Source organism: Nonlabens sp. Hel1_33_55 (assembly GCF_900101765.1).
Classification (GTDB): Bacteria; Bacteroidota; Bacteroidia; order Flavobacteriales; family Flavobacteriaceae; genus Nonlabens.
Genome location: NZ_LT627735.1, coordinates 2,142,266 through 2,166,074 on the forward strand (window position 1 = coordinate 2,142,266; position 23,809 = coordinate 2,166,074).

At 40.2% G+C, this 23,809-nt stretch carries 20 protein-coding genes; 10 read left to right on the forward strand and 10 right to left on the reverse strand.

Annotated elements, in window-relative coordinates:
• Positions 1-28: 28 nt before the first annotated feature.
• From BLO34_RS09545 to BLO34_RS09585, 9 genes are all read left to right on the forward strand, one after another.
• Entirely contained in the window at positions 29-1,069 is a 1,041-nt protein-coding gene (locus BLO34_RS09545; RefSeq protein ID WP_090754798.1) for a ligase-associated DNA damage response exonuclease, read from the forward strand.
• Positions 1,069-1,467 (forward strand): hypothetical protein, encoded by a 399-nt coding sequence (locus tag BLO34_RS09550; protein WP_090754800.1) that lies wholly within the window; start codon positions 1,069-1,071, stop codon positions 1,465-1,467. Before BLO34_RS09545 ends, BLO34_RS09550 begins: the two co-directional genes overlap by 1 nt.
• Complete coding sequence (locus tag BLO34_RS09555) at positions 1,464-3,230, forward strand: ATP-dependent DNA ligase (RefSeq protein ID WP_090754801.1); 1,767 nt, start codon at positions 1,464-1,466, stop codon at positions 3,228-3,230. Before BLO34_RS09550 ends, BLO34_RS09555 begins: the two co-directional genes overlap by 4 nt.
• A 170-nt stretch (positions 3,231-3,400) precedes the next feature.
• Complete coding sequence (locus tag BLO34_RS09560) at positions 3,401-5,857, forward strand: ligase-associated DNA damage response DEXH box helicase (protein WP_090756582.1); 2,457 nt, start codon at positions 3,401-3,403, stop codon at positions 5,855-5,857.
• Positions 5,858-6,159: 302 nt separating this feature from the next.
• The gene (locus BLO34_RS09565) at positions 6,160-7,341 is read left to right on the forward strand and encodes a DUF3095 family protein (protein ID WP_090754803.1); all 1,182 of its coding nucleotides are present in this window, start codon (positions 6,160-6,162) and stop codon (positions 7,339-7,341) included.
• Between the two features lie 138 nt (positions 7,342-7,479).
• Positions 7,480-10,890 carry an isoleucine--tRNA ligase gene (gene ileS / locus BLO34_RS09570; RefSeq protein ID WP_090754805.1) on the forward strand — a complete coding sequence of 1,137 codons (3,411 nt, stop codon included), beginning with the start codon at positions 7,480-7,482 and terminating at the stop codon, positions 10,888-10,890.
• A 2-nt stretch (positions 10,891-10,892) separates the two neighbouring features.
• Positions 10,893-11,282, forward strand: a complete 390-nt coding sequence (locus BLO34_RS09575) for a TraR/DksA family transcriptional regulator (protein ID WP_090754807.1) — start codon at positions 10,893-10,895, stop codon at positions 11,280-11,282.
• Between the two features lie 5 nt (positions 11,283-11,287).
• Positions 11,288-11,911 carry a hypothetical protein gene (locus BLO34_RS09580; RefSeq protein ID WP_157686760.1) on the forward strand — a complete coding sequence of 208 codons (624 nt, stop codon included), beginning with the start codon at positions 11,288-11,290 and terminating at the stop codon, positions 11,909-11,911.
• A gap of 37 nt (positions 11,912-11,948) precedes the next feature.
• Positions 11,949-12,560, forward strand: a complete 612-nt coding sequence (locus BLO34_RS09585) for a lipoprotein signal peptidase (protein WP_090754811.1) — start codon at positions 11,949-11,951, stop codon at positions 12,558-12,560.
• Positions 12,561-12,572: 12 nt separating this feature from the next.
• On the opposite strand, the gene BLO34_RS09590 is transcribed toward BLO34_RS09585, so the two are convergent.
• The 7 genes from BLO34_RS09590 to BLO34_RS09620 form a co-directional block, all read right to left on the reverse strand.
• On the reverse strand, positions 12,573-12,980 hold the full coding sequence (locus BLO34_RS09590) for a response regulator (protein ID WP_090754813.1): 408 nt from the start codon (positions 12,978-12,980) through the stop codon (positions 12,573-12,575).
• A gap of 2 nt (positions 12,981-12,982) precedes the next feature.
• On the reverse strand, positions 12,983-14,077 hold the full coding sequence (locus BLO34_RS09595; protein ID WP_090754814.1) for an ATP-binding protein: 1,095 nt from the start codon (positions 14,075-14,077) through the stop codon (positions 12,983-12,985).
• Between the two features lie 113 nt (positions 14,078-14,190).
• Positions 14,191-14,760, reverse strand: coding sequence for a 5-formyltetrahydrofolate cyclo-ligase (locus tag BLO34_RS09600; RefSeq protein ID WP_090754816.1), 570 nt, complete (start codon positions 14,758-14,760; stop codon positions 14,191-14,193).
• Positions 14,735-15,709 (reverse strand): succinylglutamate desuccinylase/aspartoacylase family protein, encoded by a 975-nt coding sequence (locus BLO34_RS09605; protein ID WP_231959456.1) that lies wholly within the window; start codon positions 15,707-15,709, stop codon positions 14,735-14,737. The genes BLO34_RS09600 and BLO34_RS09605 overlap by 26 nt, the downstream gene beginning before the upstream one ends.
• 1 nt (position 15,710) lies before the next feature.
• On the reverse strand, positions 15,711-16,583 hold the full coding sequence (rimK, locus tag BLO34_RS09610) for a 30S ribosomal protein S6--L-glutamate ligase (RefSeq protein ID WP_090754818.1): 873 nt from the start codon (positions 16,581-16,583) through the stop codon (positions 15,711-15,713).
• Positions 16,573-17,010 carry an ATP-dependent zinc protease gene (locus BLO34_RS09615; RefSeq protein ID WP_090754821.1) on the reverse strand — a complete coding sequence of 146 codons (438 nt, stop codon included), beginning with the start codon at positions 17,008-17,010 and terminating at the stop codon, positions 16,573-16,575. Before BLO34_RS09615 ends, rimK begins: the two co-directional genes overlap by 11 nt.
• A gap of 160 nt (positions 17,011-17,170) precedes the next feature.
• The gene (locus BLO34_RS09620) at positions 17,171-18,013 is read right to left on the reverse strand and encodes an alpha/beta hydrolase (protein WP_090754825.1); all 843 of its coding nucleotides are present in this window, start codon (positions 18,011-18,013) and stop codon (positions 17,171-17,173) included.
• 141 nt (positions 18,014-18,154) lie between these two features.
• Between BLO34_RS09620 and BLO34_RS09625 the strand changes: the two genes are divergently transcribed.
• Entirely contained in the window at positions 18,155-18,853 is a 699-nt protein-coding gene (locus BLO34_RS09625) for a YqjF family protein (RefSeq protein ID WP_090754826.1), read from the forward strand.
• Positions 18,854-18,953: 100 nt separating this feature from the next.
• Here BLO34_RS09625 and BLO34_RS09630 read toward each other — a convergent pair whose 3' ends face one another.
• From BLO34_RS09630 to BLO34_RS09640, 3 genes are all read right to left on the reverse strand, one after another.
• Positions 18,954-21,710, reverse strand: coding sequence for a carboxypeptidase regulatory-like domain-containing protein (locus BLO34_RS09630; RefSeq protein WP_090754828.1), 2,757 nt, complete (start codon positions 21,708-21,710; stop codon positions 18,954-18,956).
• Between the two features lie 79 nt (positions 21,711-21,789).
• Complete coding sequence (locus BLO34_RS09635) at positions 21,790-22,647, reverse strand: GLPGLI family protein (protein WP_090754831.1); 858 nt, start codon at positions 22,645-22,647, stop codon at positions 21,790-21,792.
• A 131-nt stretch (positions 22,648-22,778) separates the two neighbouring features.
• Entirely contained in the window at positions 22,779-23,663 is an 885-nt protein-coding gene (locus BLO34_RS09640; RefSeq protein ID WP_090754833.1) for a GLPGLI family protein, read from the reverse strand.
• Positions 23,664-23,809: the final 146 nt, after the last annotated feature.

A 23,809-nucleotide genomic window follows, 5' to 3' on the forward strand; every position in this document is an offset into this window, starting at 1 on the left:
ATTCGCACATGCTCCCTAATTTTAGGAAATGAGCAAACCTCTTTTACAATTCACGGACAATGGTATTTATTGTGATGCGGCAGGCGTCTATCTCGATCCTTGGAAACCTGTGGACAAAGCACTCATAACGCATGGCCATGCAGATCATAGCCGCTGGGGACATAAAAAATACATCACGCATCACGACAATGTTCCTATTATTTCTCATCGATTGGGAGATATAAATGTGAGTGGTATCGCTCATGGCGAAAGCTTGCTCATCAACAACGTCAAGTTCTCATTCCATCCTGCGGGACATATACCAGGATCCTGCCAGATTAGAGTGGAACACAAAAACGAAGTTTGGGTATTCACAGGAGATTATAAAACGGAAGATGATGGGATTTCCGTGCCCTACGAACCCATCAAGTGCGACACATTTATAACCGAATGCACCTTTGGATTACCGGCATTCAAATGGCGACCACAAAGCGAAGTGATGCACGATGTCAATGAATGGTGCGCACAAAACCATACAGAAGGAAAAACTTCCATCCTATTTGCCTATTCACTTGGAAAAGCACAACGGCTTATAAAACATCTAGACACAAGCCAAATGAAAATTTACTGTCATGGAGCCGTCTTCAAAATGACCGAGGTGCTGCGTGAACTTATAGATTTCCCACCAACGCATTTAGTAACACGAGAAACTACCAAAGAAGAATTGAAAGGAAATATTGTTGTTGCGCCGCCCAGCGCTCATGGATCTGCATGGATGCGCAAGTTTGTTCCTTATGCTACGGCAAGCGCCAGCGGCTGGATGACCTTTAGAGGCGCACGCCGCAGAAGAGCCATCGACAAAGGCTTTGTATTGTCAGACCATTGCGATTGGGATGGATTGTTAGAAAGCATTGAAGCTACAGGTTGTGAAAATGTGATCACTACGCACGGCTACCAAGATATTTTTGCCAGGTACCTGCGAGAAGAAAAAGGCTTGAACGCTATTAGCGAGCGCACTCAATATGAAGGTGAAACTTTAAATGAATCAGAGCCTGAAACAGATGATGAAACTAAAAAGGAAGCGAGCTAATGGGGATTCTTAAAAACAATGACGACCAATTGGAAGATGAGAATCTCACCTTCTTTTTTGATGGTTCCAGAAAGCTAAATGAGTTTGTGCTCAATAAGAACAAGAGTCATCCACTATCCAGCCGATGTGCTGAGCCTGTCGAAGCAGAAAATCGAGATGTGATTAATACAGATAAAAGTAATCCAGTATCGAGCGACAGTCGAGATATGGATGGTGTAGCTAGCAACAATCCCGTTAGCGAAAACGAGATCCTGAAACAAGTTCAGGATGACAATGGAAAAATGGAAAACGAGAATAGCGAGCCTGACGAGCTTTCCCCTTTAGGGAAATGTCCGTCTCGCACTGAGAATGGCCGGAGTGAGGACAATGGGACTTCAAATTCAAGCGAAGCGCTATGAAACAGTTTGCAGAACTTATTAGAACCATAGACGGCACCAACAAGACAAATCTAAAGGTCGCAGCACTAACCGAATACTTCAACACGGCACCTCAAGAAGATAAATTGTGGACCATTGCCATACTTTCCCATCGCAGACCCAAGCGACCGGTCAACACAACATTGATGCGAGAATGGGCAACCGACATTAGCGGTATTCCCATGTGGTTGTTTGAAGAATCCTACCATATCGTTGGCGATCTTGCAGAGACAATAGCATTAATTCTGCCTACCACCAGCGAACCGTCAGATAAATCATTATCGCAAATCATTCACGAATTGATTGCCTTGCGCAAAAAGACGGATGAAGAGAAGAAAAATTACCTGCAAGAAAACTGGTTGAAGCTTAATTACTACGAGCGATTTGTATTCAATAAAATCATGACAGGTGGTTTTAGAATTGGTGTTTCTCAAAAATTAATGACCCGTGCACTAGCTGCCTCGACAGGAATTGATCAGGACGTATTGGCTCATAAACTCATGGGAAGCTGGACCGGCGAGAATACTACTTTTCAAGAATTGGTTTTTGAAGACAATGAAGTTGCCATGCGCGGTAAACCGTATCCGTTTTATCTAGCCTATGCAGTTGAAGGTGATGTAGCCGATTTGGGCGATGTCAGCAATTGGAGTGCAGAACATAAATGGGACGGCATTAGATCCCAAACCATCATCAGGGCTGGCGAACTTTTCGTCTGGTCTCGCGGTGAAGAGTTGGTAACTGACAAATACCCAGAATTTCAAAAGTTCCTCGATGTGATTCCAAACGGTACTGTAATCGATGGCGAAATTCTACCCTACAAAGACGGCGAAATCATGAATTTCAATGATCTCCAAACCAGAATAGGAAGAAAAACAGTTGGTAAAAAATTACTCGCAGATGTTCCTGTAGTTGTGGTAGCTTATGATTTATTGGAATGGCAAGGAAAGGATATTCGCGACATGGCTTTTATAGAGCGCAGGAAATTGTTGGAGGAATTAGTGGAAGCTGTGAAGGATGGAGTTCCTTTTAATCAATACAATGATAATCCGATATCGAGCGACAGTCGAGATACGGATGGTGAATCAAGCAAAAATTCCGATAGTGATAAGCAGATCCTGAAACAAGTTCAGGATGACAAAGAGAAAGTTTCCCCTTTGGGGAAATCTCCGCAGGAGAATGGGGCTGTTCCCTTAATGCTTTCAGAAACCATGCATTTCAATTCTTGGGAAGAAGTGGCAGCAGAACGCAACAAAGCCGAAGAACGTCGATCAGAAGGATTGATGCTCAAAAAGAAAGACAGTCCATACCTCGTGGGTCGTAAAAAAGGCGATTGGTGGAAATGGAAAGTAGATCCATTCTCCGTTGATGCGGTATTGACCTATGCTATGCGCGGTCATGGTAGAAGAGCCAATCTTTTTACTGACTATACTTTCGGATTGTGGCAAGATGGTGAGTTGGTGACTTTCGCGAAAGCGTACTCTGGACTCACCGATGCAGAATTCAGAAAAGTCGATGCATGGATTAAAAAGAACACCTTAGAACGATTCGGACCCGTTAGATCTGTAACTCCGCATCATGTATTTGAAATTGCCTTTGAAGGTATAGCACCCAGTAAACGACACAAATCTGGAGTTGCTACACGTTTCCCACGAATTGTTAGATGGAGACAAGACAAACCCATTGAAGAGGCCAACACGCTGGATGATTTAAAAGCGCTGATTCCAACGGATGGTGAATTTTTGTAATTCAGAATTCTGAATTGTTGCAAATTCAATCCAGTATCGAGCCGCGGTACTGAGCCTGTCGAAGTTGGTAGTCGAGATATGGTTGGTTTATGTATTAAAACGACCAATAGATCCTGAAACGAGTTCAGGATGACAAGAAATACAGATCTCGCGTCAAGCGCGAGACTATGATGAACAAAAAAGAACTCTTCCATATCGCCGAGGATTTTTTCCAACAACAAGGTTGGGAAGCGTTCCCTTTTCAGAAAAAGACTTGGGAAGCTTTTCTGGCAGGTAAGCATGGACTGCTCAACGCACCTACAGGTAGCGGGAAAACCTATGCGCTTTGGGTGGCGATTGTTCTTAACTACATCAAAAACAATCCAGATTATAAAACTAAACCAACAAAGGGTTTAAAGGCGATATGGATCACGCCGCTGCGTTCTCTTTCTAATGAAATTGCGCAAACTTCCCAACGATTTGTTGACGGCATAGGTTTGCCTTTCACGGTTGGAATTCGCTCTGGAGACACACCTACTAAAGAGCGCGCGGCACAAATGAAAAACATGCCAGACCTGCTCATCACGACTCCTGAAAGTCTGCATTTGTTGCTGGCGTCAAAGGACCATCAAAAGTTTTTCGGTAATCTCAATGCTATTGTTGTGGATGAATGGCACGAACTGCTGGGCACCAAGCGTGGCGTGCAAATGGAACTTGGGATTTCGCGGTTGTTAGGTTTGAGCAAAGAACTTCGGGTTTGGGGAATCAGTGCGACGATTGGCAATCTAGAACAAGCCCGTCAGGTGTTGCTGGGAGTTGATGAAACACGCTTTCGCGAAAGCGTACTTATCAAAGCAAATCTGAAAAAAGAAATTGAAGTCAAGTCGATTATTCCTGAATCCATGGACAAATTCCCGTGGCGTGGACACTTGGGATTGCACTTGATGAAAGAAGTTGTCGAAATCATCAACAGCAGTAAATCCACACTCATTTTCACCAACACGAGAGCGCAATGTGAGCTTTGGTTTCAAGGCCTGATGACTAATTTTCCTGAACTCGCTGGCGAGGTTGCCATGCATCACGGTTCTATCAATAAGGAAACGAGAATATGGGTCGAGAATGCGATTCGCAATGAGAGTTTAAAGGCATGTGTTTGTACTTCTTCCTTAGATCTGGGCGTTGATTTTGCGCCAGTAGAAACCATTATACAAGTTGGCGGACCAAAAGGTGTCGCCAGATTCTTGCAACGTGCCGGTCGTTCTGGTCATAGACCTGGCGAGACGAGTGTGATTCATTTTTTACCTACCCATGCACTGGAATTAATTGAAGCTAGCGCGCTTCAAAAAGCAGTTTCCACACAAGCTGTGGAAGATCGACTGCCCTACATTTTGTGCTTTGATGTCCTCATACAGTATTTATGTACGCTGGCAGTATCAGGCGCATTCTATCCTAAAGAAATTTATCCTGAAGTCAAAAACACTTTTTGCTATGCCAGCATTACAGAGGACGAATGGGACTGGTGTTTGAGATTGATCGTGCATGGTAGTTCATCGCTGCAGTCATATGATGAGTACAAACGCGTAACTGTTGAAGAAGATGGAAAATACGTCATTACAGATCGTAAAGTAGCCATGCGTCACCGCCTGCAAATGGGTACCATTGTCACTGCCACAGATGTCACTGTAAAATATGTAACTGGCGGTTACATAGGTTCTATTGAAGAATATTTTATAAGCAAGCTATCGCGTGGTGATGTTTTTGTATTTGCTGGTAGAACGTTAGAGTTTATAAGATTGAAAGGAATGGTAGCTCAAGTACGCAACTCTTCCCGCAAGCGAGCTCAAGTGTCCAACTGGCAAGGTAGTAAGTTACCATTGAGCGCCCAATTGGGCGAATTGCTACGGGAAGAAATGATCAATTTCCAGACGGGTAAAAAGCGAACTCCAGAGGTAAAGGCACTGCGTGACATTATTATTAGGCAGCAGCGAGAAAGCATCATCCCGCAGCGTGATCAATTCTTAATTGAAACTTTTAAAACCCGCGAAGGTTACCATGCGGTATTTTATCCGTTTGAAGGCCGGTTTGTTCACGAGGCGATGGCTGGCGTGATTGCCTATCGTATTAGTTTATTGAAACCAATCACGTTCTCATTAGCATTCAACGATTATGGTTTTGAAATCTTGAGTGATCAGGAATTTGATATGCAGGAAGTGCTGGACAATAATTTACTCACTCCAGAAATGCTGTCGCAAGACTTGCAATCCAGCATGAATGCTACTGAAATGGCGCGAAGGAAATTCCGGGATATTGCGGTGATTTCTGGTTTGGTATTTACGGGTTATCCCAACAAGCTGATCAAGACCAAACACCTTCAAAACAGCAGCCAGTTGTTGTTTGAAGTATTCCGCGACAATGAACCAGAGAACTTACTGTTCCGTCAGGCGTATACAGAGACGTTTGAACAGGCCATTGAAGAATACCGATTATTTGATGCTTTGGAACGTATCCAGAATCAAGAAATCGTCTGGAAAGCATGTCAAAAACCTACGCCGTTTTCGTTTCCTATTATCACGGATCGATTAAGGGAAAAACTAAGTAGCGAAAAGCTCGCCGACCGTATCAAACGGATGCAGCTGCAATGGGAATGAGCCGCAAAGCGGCAAATACCAAAACACTAAGTTTCAAATCCCAATTGGAATTATGAAAATGCTTGAATGAAAATTTGCGTTAGGGATTGAAATGGAAATCCTTTTATCACGCCAGTAGCGTGATTAGAGATTGAAATGGAAAGCCCGACCATGCCGCTTTTGGCGGGATGGGAATGCCCAGAAAATACGCTCAAAATCAATTGCGATCACTATCACACTCAAAATCTACAATTCATTAATTTATAGTTAATTAGGAATTTGTATGAATTATCCTAAGATATATTTGAGGACTTAAATCACCCATGGAAAATTCCAAACATTTTTACGCAAATCTGAAAGCAGAAAACGCTGCGGTTAGAAAAATACTAAGACGTGAAAGCGCTTTTGTGAATGTGCCTAACGACTGGCACGTGGTGGTAGCAGATGTTCAAAATAGTACGGCTGCGGTAAACAAAGGGTTGCATAACAACGTGAACCTTGCGGCGACCGGTAGTGTAGCTACCGTTATGAATATTGCAAAAGTGAAATTGAAGGATGAGGAAATCCCCTATTTCTTTGGCGGTGATGGCGTGACTTTTTTGACCCATCAAGATATTGTCGAGACTGTTATTACGGCACTTAAAACCTATAAAACACACGTCAAGGAAAACCTACATCTCATTTTGAAAGTAGGAAGTATGCCTGTTTCAGAAATTTATGAAGCTCGCAATAAAATTAGCATTGCAAAATGCGAAATCAATGATTTTCTCAATATTCCGGTACTTATTGGAAATGGACTCAAGTTTGCAGAGCGCCAGATCAAGGATAATTTTGAAACTCTACAGGGTAACACAGATTACCTAAAGAATATTGATTTAAAAGGCATGGAATGCCGCTGGGAAGAAATAGCACCCAGAAATAAAGAAAATCAAGTGGTTTGCCTACTGGCATTATGTTCTGATGAAGCACAACAGGCAACGACCTATGCAGAGATCATGGACATCATTCATTTGGTTTTTGGAGATCTCAAAGAACGCCAGCCCATCACCACTACCCGATTGAAATTGAACGCAACCGTCGATAAAATCAGGAAAGAAATGATGGCACGATTGGGCAAGGAAGATATGGGTTACCTCATGAAAAACTGGTTGATTACCTATTTTGGCACGTTCTACTTCAAGTTTTTCAAAGAAGGAAAACAATACCTGTCTAAAGTGAGCCAGTTATCTGACACCATCATGTTTGACGGTACACTCAACACCGTGATGGAAGGAAGCCCTAGCCAGATCGAATCCCTGCGCAACTATCTGGATATGATGGAGAGAGAAGGTCGCATCACTTATGGGATTCACACAACCTATGCATCTGTAATGAGCTGCTACGTGCAGGATCGCAAGAACAATCACGTTCATTTTGTGGACGGTACTGAAGGTGGTTACACATCTGCCGCGGTGATTTTCAAGAATAAATTGGGTCTAAGCGGCCTGACACCTGCTATAGGCTAGATTTGTAGTGGTATCGCTTTCGCGAAAGCATAATACTCACAATCTCTTACACCACAAACTGTCCTAGCGATAGCAATACATTTCAATTAAAAACTTCCCTTTTTTCCTTACTTTTGCCAGCCTTAAAACAGTGGTGAAATGAGTACTAAATTCAAGGAATACAAAGGGTTGAACCTACCAGAAGTTGATGAACGCATCAAGGCATTTTGGAAGGAAAACGATATTTTCAATAAGTCGGTAACGACTCGTGAGGGAAATGAGCCTTTTATTTTCTTTGAAGGACCACCATCTGCTAACGGCCTTCCTGGTATTCACCACGTAATGGGTCGAACGATTAAGGATCTCTTTTGCCGTTTTAAAACCCAGCAAGGATATCAAGTCAACCGCAAGGCCGGTTGGGATACACACGGTCTTCCTGTAGAATTAGGCGTTGAAAAAGCGCTGGGAATTACTAAGGAAGATATAGGCACTAAAATTAGTGTTGAAGAGTACAACGAGGAATGTAAAAAAGCCGTCCTCAAATACACGGACATCTGGAGCAAACTCACTGATGATATGGGCTACTGGGTAGATATGGAAGATCCATACATTACCTACAAGTCCAAATATATGGAGTCTGTCTGGTGGTTGTTGAAAGAGATCTATTCCAAGGATTTGATCTATAAAGGCTACACGATCCAGCCGTATTCGCCAGCTGCAGGAACAGGTTTGAGTTCGCATGAGTTGAATCAACCTGGAACCTATCAAGATGTTACCGATACTACGGTGACCGCCCAATTTAAAGTCGTGGATCTGTCAACATTACCGTTTGCAGCAAGTGGTGAAGTCTTTTTCCTAGCCTGGACCACAACGCCATGGACGCTGCCTTCTAACGTTGCCTTGACTGTTGGCCCTAAGATTGACTACGTTCTTGTAGAAACTTTCAATCAATATACTGGAGAACCTATGCAGGTCATTCTTGCAGAAAAGCTGGTAAGTTATCAATTCGGTAAGAAATATCACAATGTTGAGGATGAGTCCGCTTTCGCGAAAGCGAAACAAGCCTACCAACTTTCTGATAAGAAAATACCATACAGAATCCTTGGAAGCTGCAAAGGAACTGACCTCATCAACGTGCGCTACGAGCAATTGTTGACCTATGCATTGCCTTATGAAAACGCCCATGATGCCTTTAGAGTCATCGCCGGAGACTTTGTAACTACAGAGGACGGAACTGGAATCGTGCATACCGCGCCAACTTTTGGAGCAGATGATGCGCTGGTTTCCAAGCAAGCAAACCCACCAATACCGCCATTGTTGGTTTTGGATGAATATAAAAACCCAGTGCCGCTGGTAACGCTTCAAGGGAAATTCCGTGATGAGTTGCCGTTTATAGGTGGGAAATATGTGAAGAATGAATATTTCGCAGAAGGTGAAGCTCCAGAGCGATCTGTAGATGTGGATATTGCCATCAAATTAAAAGAGGACAATCGTGCTTTTAAGGTCGAGAAATACGTGCACAGTTACCCACATTGTTGGAGGACTGACAAACCTGTATTATACTATCCGCTGGACAGCTGGTTTATTAAAGTGACCGAGTTCAAGGACCGAATGCACGAGCTGAACAAGTCCATCAACTGGAAGCCTAAATCTACTGGAGAAGGACGTTTTGGCAACTGGCTTGCAAATGCCAATGACTGGAATCTTTCCAGGTCCAGATTCTGGGGAATCCCTTTGCCTATCTGGAGAAATGAGACAGGTACTGAGGTAACGATCATTGGTTCCATTGAAGAATTGATGGCTGAAATCGAGAAATCTATTGCCGCTGGTTTTATGACTGAGAATCCGTTTGAGGGATTCAAGTCTGGTGATATGAGCGAGGCCAATTATGATCTTGTTGACCTGCACAAAAATGTGGTCGATGCGATTTATCTTGTTGGAAAGAATGGAGAAAAACTGACTCGTGAAGCAGATCTGATTGATGTTTGGTTTGACTCTGGTTCAATGCCCTATTCCCAATGGCACTATCCATTCGAGAATAAAGAAGATGTTGAAAACCAACTAAGAAAAGCAGACTTCATTGCTGAAGGTGTGGATCAAACACGCGGCTGGTTCTATACTCTGCATGCCATCGCCACCATGATCAGTGATGATGTGGCTTATAAAAATGTAGTATCCAACGGTCTTGTACTTGACAAAAATGGACAGAAAATGTCTAAACGTCTAGGCAACGCCGCAGATCCTTTTAAGACATTAGGGAAATACGGTGCAGATGCCACGAGATGGTATATGGTGAGCAATGCCAATCCTTGGGACAATCTCAAGTTTGACCTTGATGGAATCACTGAGGTACAGCGCAAGTTCTTCGGGACGCTTTATAATACCTACAGCTTCTTTGCTTTGTACGCTAATGTTGATGGGTTCAGCTTTCGCGAAAGCGAAATACCTCTAGCAGATCGTCCAGAGATTGATCGTTGGGTTCTCTCAGAATTGAACACGTTAATCAAGGACACAACGGCTTTCTACGAAGATTATGAACCCACGAAAGCTGCAAGAGCGATCACGACTTTTGTTACTGAAAACTTGAGCAACTGGTACGTACGTTTGTGTAGAAGGAGATTTTGGAAAGGCGATTATCAGCAGGATAAAATCGCCGCTTACCAAACTCTTTATACTTGTTTGAAAACGGTAGCTCAATTGGGTGCGCCTATTGCACCTTTCTTTATGGATCAATTATATCGAGATCTTACAATTGTTTGTGAAACAGATGCTAGCGAAAGTGTTCATTTATCGAAATTTCCTACATTTGATGAAAATGCTATCGATCCAGAACTAGAAGAAAAGATGCACAAGGCACAAATTATATCAAGCTTGACGCTTTCCCTACGTAAAAAGGAAAGTATTAAAGTGCGTCAACCTTTGCAACGTATCATGATACCAGTTCTGGCACAACACGATAAAGAGCAAATTGAAGCTATTGCAGATCTTGTAAAAAGTGAGGTGAACGTGAAAGAAATTGAACTGATCGATGACGCCAGTGGTATACTTGTCAAAGAGATCAAGCCCAACTTTAAGGCATTGGGGCCGCGATTTGGGAAAGACATGAAACTGGTTGCTGGGTTGATAAATAGTTTTCAACAAGAGGACATCGCTTTGTTAGAAAAAACAGGCGAAAAATCAATTGATGTTGATGGAAAACAAATTACTTTGGGCCTTGATGATGTGGAGATAACCTCCAAGGATATAGAAGGATGGCTCGTGGCAAATCAATCTGGAATCACGGTAGCGCTAGACGTTTCCATATCTCCAGAACTTAAAAAAGAAGGGATTTCCAGAGAGCTGGTCAACAGGATCCAAAACATTAGAAAAGATTCTGGACTTGAGGTTACTGATCGCATCACCATTGAATTACAAGCGCAGGATGAAATTGATGCTGCCGTGCAGAGTAATGAGCAGTATATTAAAGATGAAACGCTTGCAGATAGTATTGAAATAATCAACCAACTTGATAACGGTACGGAAATTGATTTTGACGAATTAACTACGGTTATCCGAATTAAAAAAATATAAATATGAGCAGCTCTACTGACGAAAAAGTAAGATATAGCGATAAAGATCTAGCCTATTTCAAAGAAATAGTCAAGACTAAAATTGCAGAGGCCACTGAACAATATGAATTGATCAAAAGTGCATATATGAACGATGCAGACAATGGTACTGATGATACAGCGCCACAATTCAAAGCATTTGATGAAGGTAGCGCCGTAATGAGTAAAGAGGCCAACAGCGCTCTTGCCATACGTCAGGAAAAATTCATCCGTGATTTAAAAAATGCATTGATTCGCATTGAAAATAAATCATATGGCGTTTGTAGAGTTACTGGTAAACTTATTGCCAAAGCTAGACTAGAATTAGTACCTCACGCAACGCTTAGCATTGAAGCTAAGAATATGCAGGATTAATCCTAATGAAATCAACTAATAGCATCATTAGAACACTTTTTATGTGTTTTATGATGCTATTTACTTTTTTCAGCTATTCACAGAATGATGCAACTACTTTCCATACTGTAGTGGTTGAAATGGTCAACTTTGTGGATTTGCAAATAGATGCAAGCAACGAATCAGATTCGTATTCCATCAATGAAAAGCAATCTGGAGAATACAGTGAAGCTGTAGTTTTCAAATCATACGTTGCTAATGACACTTTATTTTTTGAGGACTCCATCAGTCCGGTGTTTGAATTACCGCAAGACAAGCTTAGTGCTCATAAAATCACAGATTCAAAAGCTCACATCAAGATACCTGCAAATAAGTCCGTTTTCATAAGTATGGATCATACTAACGCTTTGATCACTGGTAGTTTTGAGCAGCTAAGAGTAAATGTTAGGAATGGTGCAATAACCTTTGATTCAATTACTGGAAATACAGAGGTGGTCACCATCAATGCTAATGTATCTGGTGTCAATTTCAAGAATTATAAAGTAAGTGCTACCACCAGAAATGGAGTTGTCGTTTCAAGACACAAAAAAGGCCTTTCACGGTACACGTTTGATGTTGAAAGCGTCAACGGCAATATTGAAATTCAATGACATTTTTAAGTATCTTGCCCCAAAACAGTCCCTATTAATGAAGTTATATAAAGCAATTCTTATCATTGTAGCTGTTCTATTTATAGATCAAGCAAGTAAGATTTACATCAAGTTGAATTATATGCTTCGGGATTCTAGAAATCCTATACTAGATTGGGACAAATTCCAGCTTTTATTTTATGAAAACCCAGGTGCTGCTTGGGGTTTTGAGCTACCAGGAGATTATGGTAAAATAATACTTACTGTTTTTAGAATTTTTGCGATTTGTGGAATAGGGTATTGGCTTTGGAAAAGCGTTAGAGATAAAAGTCATTCTATTCTTATTGTGTGTATCGCTCTCATCTTTGCAGGTGCTTTTGGAAATATCATCGACAGTGTTTTCTATGGTAAAATATTTTCTAGCAGCATGAACAGCGTTGCCACGTTTCTACCAGAAAATGGAGGCTATGGCTCATGGTTTCACGGTGAGGTGGTAGATATGTTGTATTTCCCATTATTTGACGGCACATGGCCTCAATGGGTGCCTAGTGTTGGAGGTCAACAATTCACATTCTTCAATGCAGTATTCAATGTCGCTGATAGCGCCATAACCGTTGGTGTGATATTGCTAATTCTTTTTAGCAAAAAAGCTTTTCCTGATAAGAAGTAATAGCTGAAGAAACTAGTTTAAGAAAGCGCTAGCGATAGCATCTTTTGAAATAGGCTTGGTAATAAAGTTATGGACAATGTCGTGGTTTTCGGCGCGATTGACCTCATCTGGATTGATAGTGGAACTAACTACATTAAGCTTGATATTACGCTCCAACATTTTATTAGCGTAAGGTTCCATTTTCTTTAAAAATTCCCATCCATTCATAATAGGCATATTAAGATCCAATAAAATGATGGTTGGTAAGGTTTCATTAGGATCATCGATGGCTTTTGCAAAATAATCTAGGGCATCCCTACCATTTTGAAATACCAAAAGCTCCTCTGCAAATGAATTTTTTTTGATCATCATGGATACCAGGCTCACATAAAGACGGTCATCATCAATGATACAGACTTTGGGAACTAGTGACTTATTCATACTTACAGTTTGATGGTAAATTTAGCACCTTTATCCTTCTTACTCTTGACAACTATATCACCACCTAGCGCCTCTACTTGATTTTTTGCTAGAAACAGTCCCAATCCTTTCGTTTTACCGTTGGGATGTTCTTTATGATCTATTTTAAATAACTGCGATTGAATGCTATTTATATCCATACCGCAACCATTATCTTTTATCATCAAAAGCTTTTTGCCATCGGTGATTTTTGTACAGATCTTTATTATTAATGGACGATCCTGAGATCGGTTTTCAATGGCATTAGAGATTAATGTATCTAAGATTCCCTGTAAGAAAGATGAAACATATTCTATTGAATTGAAGGCTGTAAAATCTAATTGAACTTCTGCATCAATCCTTTCCAATTCTAGACTGTAGTTTTCTAGAACCTTTTTTACGCATTCATTAATATCGACAAACTTACGATTCGTGGCCTGCGAGTTGAGAGTGACTACTTGATTTAAGTGTTTAAGCGTTGTACTCAGACTAATCGATATTTCCTCTAGATAAGAATAGAAAACGGCAGATCTTTCGTCCTGCTTGATATCATTGAATAGTTCCAAAGTTAAGGCTAGGTTACTACTTTGGGATCGCAAATTGTGGGAGACTATATGTGCAAAGTGTAGTAATCGTTCGTTCTGTGCTTTGATGATCTCACTATGTTGCTTTACCTTTTCTTGATTCCTAATGTATTTATCAATGCTGGTGAAAATACCTCTAACAGCTACAATTTGTCTTGCTCGATTGTACTTAGGCTTTGCGGTAAAACGCATCCATATTTTTTCTTGATTGAAAGAGTTTAGAGCAATATCTGCTTCAAATGGTTTACCACTTAGACAAGTATCTAACATTTCAACAAAATCTTGTTTATTGAAAAATAATTTGGAGGCCTCACTTATGGATGGATTGATTTGGTCGGGAACGTTCAATATGGAACGTCCTATGGCATCCATATAAAACTTATCCTGTTTGAAGTAAATACTGTATACACCGGTTTTAGTTGCTGCCGCAACCTCTTCTAAAAAATAGGACTTATCGTCACGACTTAATTTGAAATAATTAGGGTCTTGTAACATCTTATAGGGAAGTATGTTAGTATAACATTAAGGGTTGTTATGTGAAAATAAGCTAAAATTTACGATTAAAAGACCACTAAGAAAGAATGTCAATTATTTCAATGAATAAATGATTAGAAACTTATGATTCCAGATGGAGTAACTAACTGATTCATAGAAACATCTGATGGATCTGTAGATATTTCAAAATCAATAGGTTCAAATAGTGACACACCAACTTTAACGATGTCTGGTCTGCACTGACTTAAAAACCTATCGTAAAAGCCTTTACCGTATCCTACTCTATTACCTTTTTTATCAATTGCTAAAAGAGGCACAAAAACGACGTCGATATCTTTTGGGCTGACTTCAAACTGATTTCCTTCGGGTTCTGGAATTCCGTAAGTATTGACTTTTATAACTGTTTGATCTGTCAATAAAAAATGAAGCATTTCCATGGTTTGGAAATTGCTTCGGGATAAAATAATGTTCTTATCTCTACCTTGAAGAACATGCATGATATAATCTGTATCAACTTCCTTCTTTCCTTTGATTGATAAGAACAAATGAAAATTTTGCTTTGACCAAACATCCAGTTTGAGAAGATTATTAGCGATTTCAAGACTCATATCTTGAATTTGTTCATCGCTCAAAAGATCTCTTCTTTTTTGGAATTCTCTACGCAGGTTTCTTTTGCTTTGCATCTTTACTGATATGAAATATAGCGTCACCTTGATAAACCAAAGGGCTGTGATTCACATTGAGTATAAAACCCGAATTAGGCGATTTGACCTTGTGACGCATGGTGCCATATGGATCTGTAATTACAGCAAGAAATTCACCTTTTTCGACGCGCTTTCCATGACTGACTTTAGGATGTAGCAATCCGCTGTATTTTGCCCTGAGCCATTTAGATTCCTTAATAACATTCACAGGAAAATCAGGCTCAATCAATAAATCAGGTTGTGAGAGCATTCCCAGGTGATTTAAAACTCTAATAGCTCCATTGACCGCAACTCCTGTGATATTTTTATCACTCTGCTGGGATTTACCACCTTCGAACAAAAGATATTTTTTCCCAAGTTTACCGCAAGTCTCTCTAAACGTCTTATTGATGTTTCTACTATGCACCAAAAAGGGCGGATGAAATATCCTCGCAAGTTCAAGACTTTCCAACTCCATGGGATCTACTCTCATTTGTGGAGCATTGAAACGTTGAGCACCACCAGTATGGAAATCCATAATTAAATCCACGTGTGGCAATATGTTGTTAGTTACTTGATAAGCAAACCTACTGGCTAGTGAGCCGTTTTTAGTTCCAGGAAAAACCCTATTGAGATCACGCCCATCGGGAAATTCCCGTTGCATGTTCAGGAATCCAAAAATATTTACCACAGGCATCGCTATGATCATTCCTTTCTTGGGCTTAGCTACCTTTTTAGATATCAATTGACGTACTGCCTCGACACCATTAAATTCATCGCCGTGAACGCCTCCAGTCAATAAGACTACAGGACCATCTACTTTTGCTCTATGAATGATTACTGGCACATCAACCACCGTTGTGGTATAAAGTCGCGCCATATTAAAATTGAGCGTATGACTGGATCCAGGTTTGATAACCGTATCCAGAATGACAATCTCTTTTTTCATGTTAGGTGCTTTTTTCAATGTACTTGATTATCTCTTTTGCAATGTTATGCTGCGTTGCAGCCTCAATACCTTCTAGACCTGGTGAGCTATTCACTTCAAGAATCAATGGACCACGACTGCTTTGTAATAAGTCTACTCCACAAACACCTAATCCTAAAGATTTTGCTGCTGCTATCGCTGTATATTCTTCTTCTTTTGAAAGCTTGATTTTTGTGGCCGTGCCGCCACGGTGTAGGTTGGATCTAAACTCGCCTTTTTGAGCTTGTCGCTTCATGGCACCCACGACTTTATCGCCTACAACAAAGGCTCTCAAGTCAGCGCCACCAGCTTCCTTAATAAATTCTTGAACGATAACTCTAGATTCTAATGTGTTATAAGCTTCCAGAATAGCCTCAGCATTTTCATAATCTTCTGCGAGATTGACGCCTATACCTTGTGTACCTTCCAATACCTTGATGATACATGGTGGTCCATCGACCATTTGCAGAATGGTAGAAGTATGCTTGCCAAAATTTGTGAATACCGTCTTAGGCATTCCAACTCCAGAGCTGCTCAGTCGTTGCAGACTTTGCAATTTGTCCCGACTGCGCACTAATGCTTGCGAGCTTACCGTGGTAAAACAATGCATCGCCTCGAATTGCCTCACAATCGCCGTCCCATAAAACGTAATGCTGGCACCTATTCTAGGAACAATTGCATCTGGTTTGTCCAGACGCTCGCCCTTATAATAAACAGTGGGTTTTTGTTTTTCAAGTTTGATATCGCATTTAAGTGGGTCAATCACTCTTACCACATGTCCAGCCTTTGCGGCTTCTTCTACCATGCGGGCAGTGCTATAAATATTCTTACTTCTTGAAAGAATGTCAATCTTCATGTTGTGTCTGTAAAAAGGAGATGTCCTGGAGCTCAGGATCTACTATAAATTTTTTGGATAGAAACTTACGTCCCAATAATACCGGGAACCTCATATCTTCCCTATTGTTGAGTGTTAGTGAGATCTTGTAGAGCTTGGTAAAAAGTCTAATGTTGGACTGTACCTCATAACGCTGGTCAAGAATCCCATTACTGCTGCGTACCGTGGTCACCTCATAATCTGAAAATTCGAGTCTCTGGCCGTGAAATTGAGGGTGCGATTCGTCTAGAAAAATAGCGCAGAGTGTACCATCTTTTTCTTCAATATCCTTACAATGAATGCTGGAAGTGTACGCACCTGTATCGATCTTAATATCGATACCTTCAAAGTTGAGCTTGGGAAAATCGGCTTTATCTGTGCGGCCTATGATCGTTTTTTTGCTTTTGATTGCTCTTGTTTTAGAGCCGCAATTTACAAAGGTTTAACGTGCAAGACTGCCTATGTACTATTAAAAGGGATGATGTTTATATCGCTTTCGCGAAAGCGAACTCATTCAAAATCTCATAATAACAACTAGCTTATTTATCTTGAGTTCAAGAAAATGAATACTATTCATCCATGAAATCCCTAACCTCCTGAAATCTATCATTCCATGGCCAGAATAGCTGTGATACCATGGGAATATGCGACTTGTCCAACCATTGAATGCTGACATCTGGCTGGAATTTATTCAATTTTGCCACAAACCTCTCGTTGCTGGTGATGATGGATTTATAGGTTTCACGACCTGTATATATTTTTATTTTGGGAGTTTCACTATCAATGTAATTTATGGGCGAAGTGCTTTTCCAGACCTCTGGATTGTTGGTCCATGTAGCGATATAATCCTGACCTGAAGTTGGCGGGTTGGTCTTAAAATAGGTTTCCATATCCAGTCCAGCCGCATCGTTAAGAATGATTCCCTTAACCTCATCTGGCTGAATTCCATAGTCCGGATTCATCGCAGCTAGGGCGACAAGATGCGCACCAGCGCTGTGTCCAGTGAGATAAATCCTATCTGGATCACCTCCATAATCCTCAATATTGTTGAGTACCCATTTTATACTGGTAGCGATTTGCATTGTCATGGTTTCCACATCCACAATAGGACTTTTTGTGTAATCTGGTAAGACCGTCACCATATCATGTTTAGCAAAGTTCCTTCCTACATAATTATACAAACCTTTTCTACCGCTATTCCAATTGCCGCCATAGACAAATACAAGAACGGGTAATAGTTCATCGCTTGCCTTAGTGCTGGTAAAAACGTTTAGTTTTGGAGTATCTTCTACATTACCGACGTGACTACCGTAATCAATGTTTGAATGCTTTTTTACAGAGCAGGAAGTCATCCCTAAAAACAATATGGAGATCATAGGATAGAGGATCAGGTAACTAAATTTGGGATTCATTAAATATTATTTGTCGACTATCTACGCTTTTAACCGCTGATTGGTTTTGTTCGTATTTAAAGATACCTATAATTATGATGTCATAACCCTTGTTAACTCTGCCTTCACTTAAATAATCTTCATATTAATTACTTTTATCATATGTCATTTTTAACCTCTACATGGAGTTATCTTCCATTTGCAAATTTTAAGGTAGAACCAGCGTTGCTGGAACCATATCTTCCTAAAGGAACTGAACTCGATTTGCGTGGCGCATGTGCAGATATCAGCCTTGTAGGATTGCGTTTTGAAAATACTCGCATCCTAAACCTGCCAGTTCCATTCCATATTAATTTTAGCGAGATAAATCTGCGTTTCTATGTACGGCAGCCAGGTAGTAATCGCCGTGGCGTTGTTTTTATAAAAGAAATTGTGGACAAACCACTAATTACACTGGTTGCCAATAAGCTATACAATGAGCGCTATGAAACTATGCCGCTTGATTTTGCACTCAAAGAGAATGATCAATCCAATAAAGTTACCTACCGGTGGAAACCTAAGGAATGGCAGCAATTAAGTGCCTCATACCTGCCAAAAGCGTTGCCTATTGAACAAGGAAGCAACGAGCAATTTATACTGGAGCGTTACTACGGTTACTCATCCTATGATGCGCAAACTACCTATGAATATGAAGTGTGTCACGCCAGCTGGAAACACTATAAAGTAACCGATTTCGAACTAAGCGTGAATTTTGAACAAACCTATGGAAGTGCTTTTGCCGTTCTGGACACCTTGCAACCAGACAGTGTGATGATGGCACACGGCTCCAGAATTTCCATAGAAAACAAAAGAAAGTTGTAATTAGAAATTGAATGTTATCGCTTTAGCGAAAGCGAAATTTCCCAAAAACAAAAGGCAACATTTAAAAATGTTGCCTTTCAAATTTCAATCATTTATATCTCTACAGATCATACTTCACTTGCAGATACACATATCTAGGTAACACAAAGTTTTGTGTGGTGCTGGAAACTATGAAACCACCGCCAGCAGAAGCACTTACAATAGCCTGCGTATTTGTCAAGTTAGTCGCTGCAACTTTATATTCCCATTTAGAATCTGGTTTATTGTAGTATAAGCTCGTTTCCAAGAAATCATAATTTTGATTTGTCAGGTCACCACTAAATAGATTCAGATCATATTCTGCAACTAATTGTAATGCCTCGCCTATCTGCCAGTCAGCGTCGATAGAAAAAGTATTGGTTGTAAAATTAGTGACCTGTAAACCTTGATCGACATTCTGTAAATTGAGGCTGTAGTTCAGGTCAAAATTGACTCCATCATCCCAGTTACTGCGTAACCCAGCAGAATACGTTTGTGTGAAGTTTTTCAACTCTTGGTTTTGGCCTCTATTGACGTTGTTGAAAGATGAAAAATTCATACTGGCACCTACGCTAGCATTAATTTTACCAAACTCGCGACTGAATCTACCGTTCCCACCAAATGATTCTTGCGCAAACTGTGAATTGATGGGCGTTGATATCTGGTTGATCCCATCTGGTGTGAAGCTGTTCTGAATTGCATCACGTTGCTTTGTATAATTCAAGCCGCCAAAAATGGTGGTGTAATTAAACATATTGAAGTTTCTATAATTAATTCTGAATGCATCATTTATAGCTCCTTCCAATTGATTGTTACCACTACTCAAAGAGTTGTAATTACCAAAAACTAAAGCTTGCGCATAATTATTCACATCTGAGAATGTCAAGGTTTCATTGTAATTGAAGGATAAGCTTTCAGAAGATTTCAAGTCAAATCTTATATCTAAATCAGGTAATATTCTATTGGTTTTGATTTCATTAGTTGAGCCATTCTGCTCATCCTTTGTAGAAATGCTATGATAATTAAAACCTGGAGTAATTGTGAATTTACCGGTGATGACTTTATAGTGCAGGCCGGCATAAACATCATTGTAGTTGTATTGAACATCATTCACCAGATCAGAATCTGTTAGATCATTTCTAGACTGATTGTCTAGAATTTGAAAGATGCTGGAGTTATAATCTTGCTGGGCAAAAATTCCACCAACAGTAACATTAAGATTGCTGATCTTATTTAGGATATACCAATAGTCAACCTTAGCATCAAGTCTGCTGGTTTGAACTAGATTGTTTTGATTGATGTTATAAGGATCTGCTTGAGTAAGACCTAAACGTCCATTAAATGGCTCTGGATCCTGCTGATTTTGAATATCTCTAATGGCGTTATAAAAAGGATCTTCTTCTTGATTGATGTATCGGCTTTCTAAAGAGAAGATACTGCGATCACCTGCGGTATAATAACCATTCAAGCTTTGATCGATCACTACTGGACGCTGAGAGTCAAGTTGACCAATGTTTTCTACTACATTTTCAGTGCCTCCATTTTCAACTGGTTCTATACGAGAAGAGACAAAATTTGAAGTCTCTGTGACATCAGTGATGTTTATCTGACCGTTATAATCTAAAGTAAGGTTTGAATTAGGCTTATAATCTGCCCCTAATTTAAAAATGGCCAGATCGTTTTCTTGAAAAGATACATCCCTGATATCTTCTTGAATACCACCTTCTAGACCATCATCCGGAACATCTGCATACAAGCGATTTTGGATTGTACTATCATCGGTACGAGTTTTAGAGAAAATTGCAAATCCGCTAATGTCTAGACTTTCACTTGCTTTAAAGGCTGCATTAAAGGCCGCAAACTTACTCTCAATGTTGACTGCCTGATTCTGACGGAAGGTTGTAAAACCAGAAGTACCTACACCAGTACCAACATTGGAACCTGCGTCTGAGGTGTTGCTAAAACTTCTTCCAGTAAAACGAGCATAATCTCTAAAGCTAAATGCTGGGATTCCTAAATTATTAAAGTCCGTCAGGATATTAACTGATAAGTCAGGACTGTAGTAAAAAGCTTTTGGTTTGACTTGATATCTTACATCATCATTACCATAACCACCTGCTGCTGTAATCTCACCAAACCAGAATTTCTCTTTTCCTTCTTTTAATCTAATGTTGATGGCAACCCTATCCTGATCATTTCCCACACCTTTGAGCTGGCTCACATTATTGAAGTTTTTGAGAACCTCAACTTTTGAAATAGCATCTGCAGGGATGTTTTTAGTTGCAAGTCGTGTATCTCCTTCAAAGAACTCTTTCCCGTTGATGAAGACACGTTCAACGGCTTTCCCTTCTACCTGGACATCGCCATCTTCGCTGACTTCCATACCAGGTAATTTTTTGAGTACATCTTCTAATCTTCTTTCGGTTCCATTGGTAAAACTATCGGAGTTATAAACGATGGTATCTCCTTTAATGGTAACCGGCATCTCGTATACGATACTTATAGCGTCCAATTGATCTGCTCCATCCAACATGATAAAGTTTTTAGTCATGTCTGACTGTATCTTAGTCACGGTCTCTTCTATAGGTTTTAAACCTAAAAAAGAAACTTTAAGAACGTAAGTGCTGTCTTGTTTAAGATTAAGGAGTTGGTAGCGACCTTCTGTATTTGTGATTCCAAAGGCTCCCAAGGTATTGTTGGATCCATAGGCAATTACATTTGCCATAGGTACTGGTGTGCCTAAACTATCGACAACAACTCCAGTAATTTTTACAGATTGAGCGTTTGCAGCAATAGCCATCAAAAACATTCCTGTAATGAGAAGTAATATTTTATTCATCAGTTTGATTAGTTAGTTAGGTATTAAAAAGCGAGGATATCAATCCTCGCTCATTCTGTTGTTTTATTTGAAACTAATTTTAGTTTCTACCACGACCACCTCTACCACGGAAACGTTGAGCCATCTCTTCCATCTTTTGTTGAAACGTTGTATTGTATTCTTCCAGTTTGATCTCTTCACCTTTCGTGGCTGGTTCAATATCACTACGGCTATCAGGATTGAGAGCGATTTTTGTACATAACATAGTGGTGTTGTTAGCATTCAACTCAAGAATCAATCCTGGCAATCCGCCATATTCAGCTGGGCCGTGTTGCACTGGTATTTGAGGGGTGAACCACGCCGTTACAGTCGTGTTCTCATCCTTTTCAATCATATCAGTCAAACTGGTCTCACCATCTTCTTCTTTCTTCTTCTCATTATCATTACCACGTCTTCTTCTAAAGGCGCTCATATCAAGCGCATCATTCTTTTTCACCGCTGTAGCTTTGATAGCTGTGTAGTTTCCTATTTGCCTGGTTTCACCAGTAATTTGCCAATCCAGTACAGGCAGATCATCTTTTATCAAGAATGTTTTTCCCATCATGTCGCGTTGCTCTGTAAAAGTATTAGAGGTGATGTCCTTATATTTTTCTCCACCCATTGCAGATCCCATAAAATTTCCCCAACCGCCTCTACCTTGACTAGGTGCAGCTAGAGCCACTTCTTCAATCCAAACCGATTCACTTCTATTAAACTTCAAGACAAACGTTTTTTCACTCGCTTTTTTGAGGTTTTCTTCAATACGCTTGCGTTGTTCTGGATTGATGTCCCGATTTCCTTCTAGAAAACTTTTATCAATAGCAGCTTTTGAGAAATAGGTCGCCTCACCATAGATGTCTTGTGCCTGAGCTGTAATTCCCGCAACTAGCAGTATAATTAATCCTAATATCTTATTCATAATGTAGCCTTTTTAATAGTTCAATCGACACGATTGCTTTATAACTATTCTAGGACACACAAAAGCTCCTTAAGTTTCAGGATAGATAGTTTATTAACTTTTTTATAACACTTGAAGCTGAAAGCCAAAATTTAGTTACTCCGTGTTTCAGTTATGAAGAAACCCTTTCCGCCGTTCTTTTTCATACGCTCTTCCATTTTTTTGTCCCGTAGCTCGTCAAAGTCTTTTTCATTGATCTCTTTGCCTGATTTAGGCTGTTTGATATTGAGATCTTCTTCTGGATTGATCTCAATTTTGGTACATAATAAAATTGTATTTGCCTCTTTGACTTCTAAGATCATTCCTGGTAAACCTTGGTACTCTCCAGGACCGTTACTGATAGGTATTTCTGGTGTCCACCACGCTGTAATGGTTTTATCTTCTTCAGGTATCAAAGCAAATAGACTGCCCTCTTTAGCGTCCTTTTCTTTTTTTTCCTTCTCCGTTTGTTCTTCCTCGGTAATTTCAGGAGTGTAGGTCGCCTTATAACAAGTGTAGTTTCCTATTTTTTTACTCTCTTGAGTCAACTGCCAGTCATAAGTTTTCACATCATCAATGATAAGGAACTCCTTACCCATAATCTGATCTTCTCGATAGAACTTTCCTTCCTTCAAGTCTTTATAAACGGTATTGGTTGAGCCATTATTCACCTGAAAACTGACACTTATACCACCAGAAGGTTTTTTGGGTTTTGCTAGTTCGATTACCTTCTCATAGGAGGATTCTGTAGGTGTAAACTTCATGGTATATTCCTGCTTGCTACCTGCAGCTAATGCCGCTTTAATTTGGGCGGTTATTTCGGCTCTGCGTGGGTCTTCAGCGACTTCTTTTGCATCCGTGGAGTCTTCCTTTACATCAAACTTGCTTTGGGCGATGTAGTGTGCGATGGCTTTAAAATCCTGCTGTGCTTGTAGGGAGTTCGCTTTCGCGAAAGCGAGAAAAACAACTACCGCGGCAATCCATTTAAAATTTTTCATGATATTGATTTTTAGTTCGTCCCAAAGATGGGATGATTTTACAGTGATCTGAGTTAACGAGCGTTAACGTGTGTTAACCGATTTTTTATTGCTACCTAAATACAGCACCTTTACCTTATGAATGGGAAAAGATATACGTTAATCCT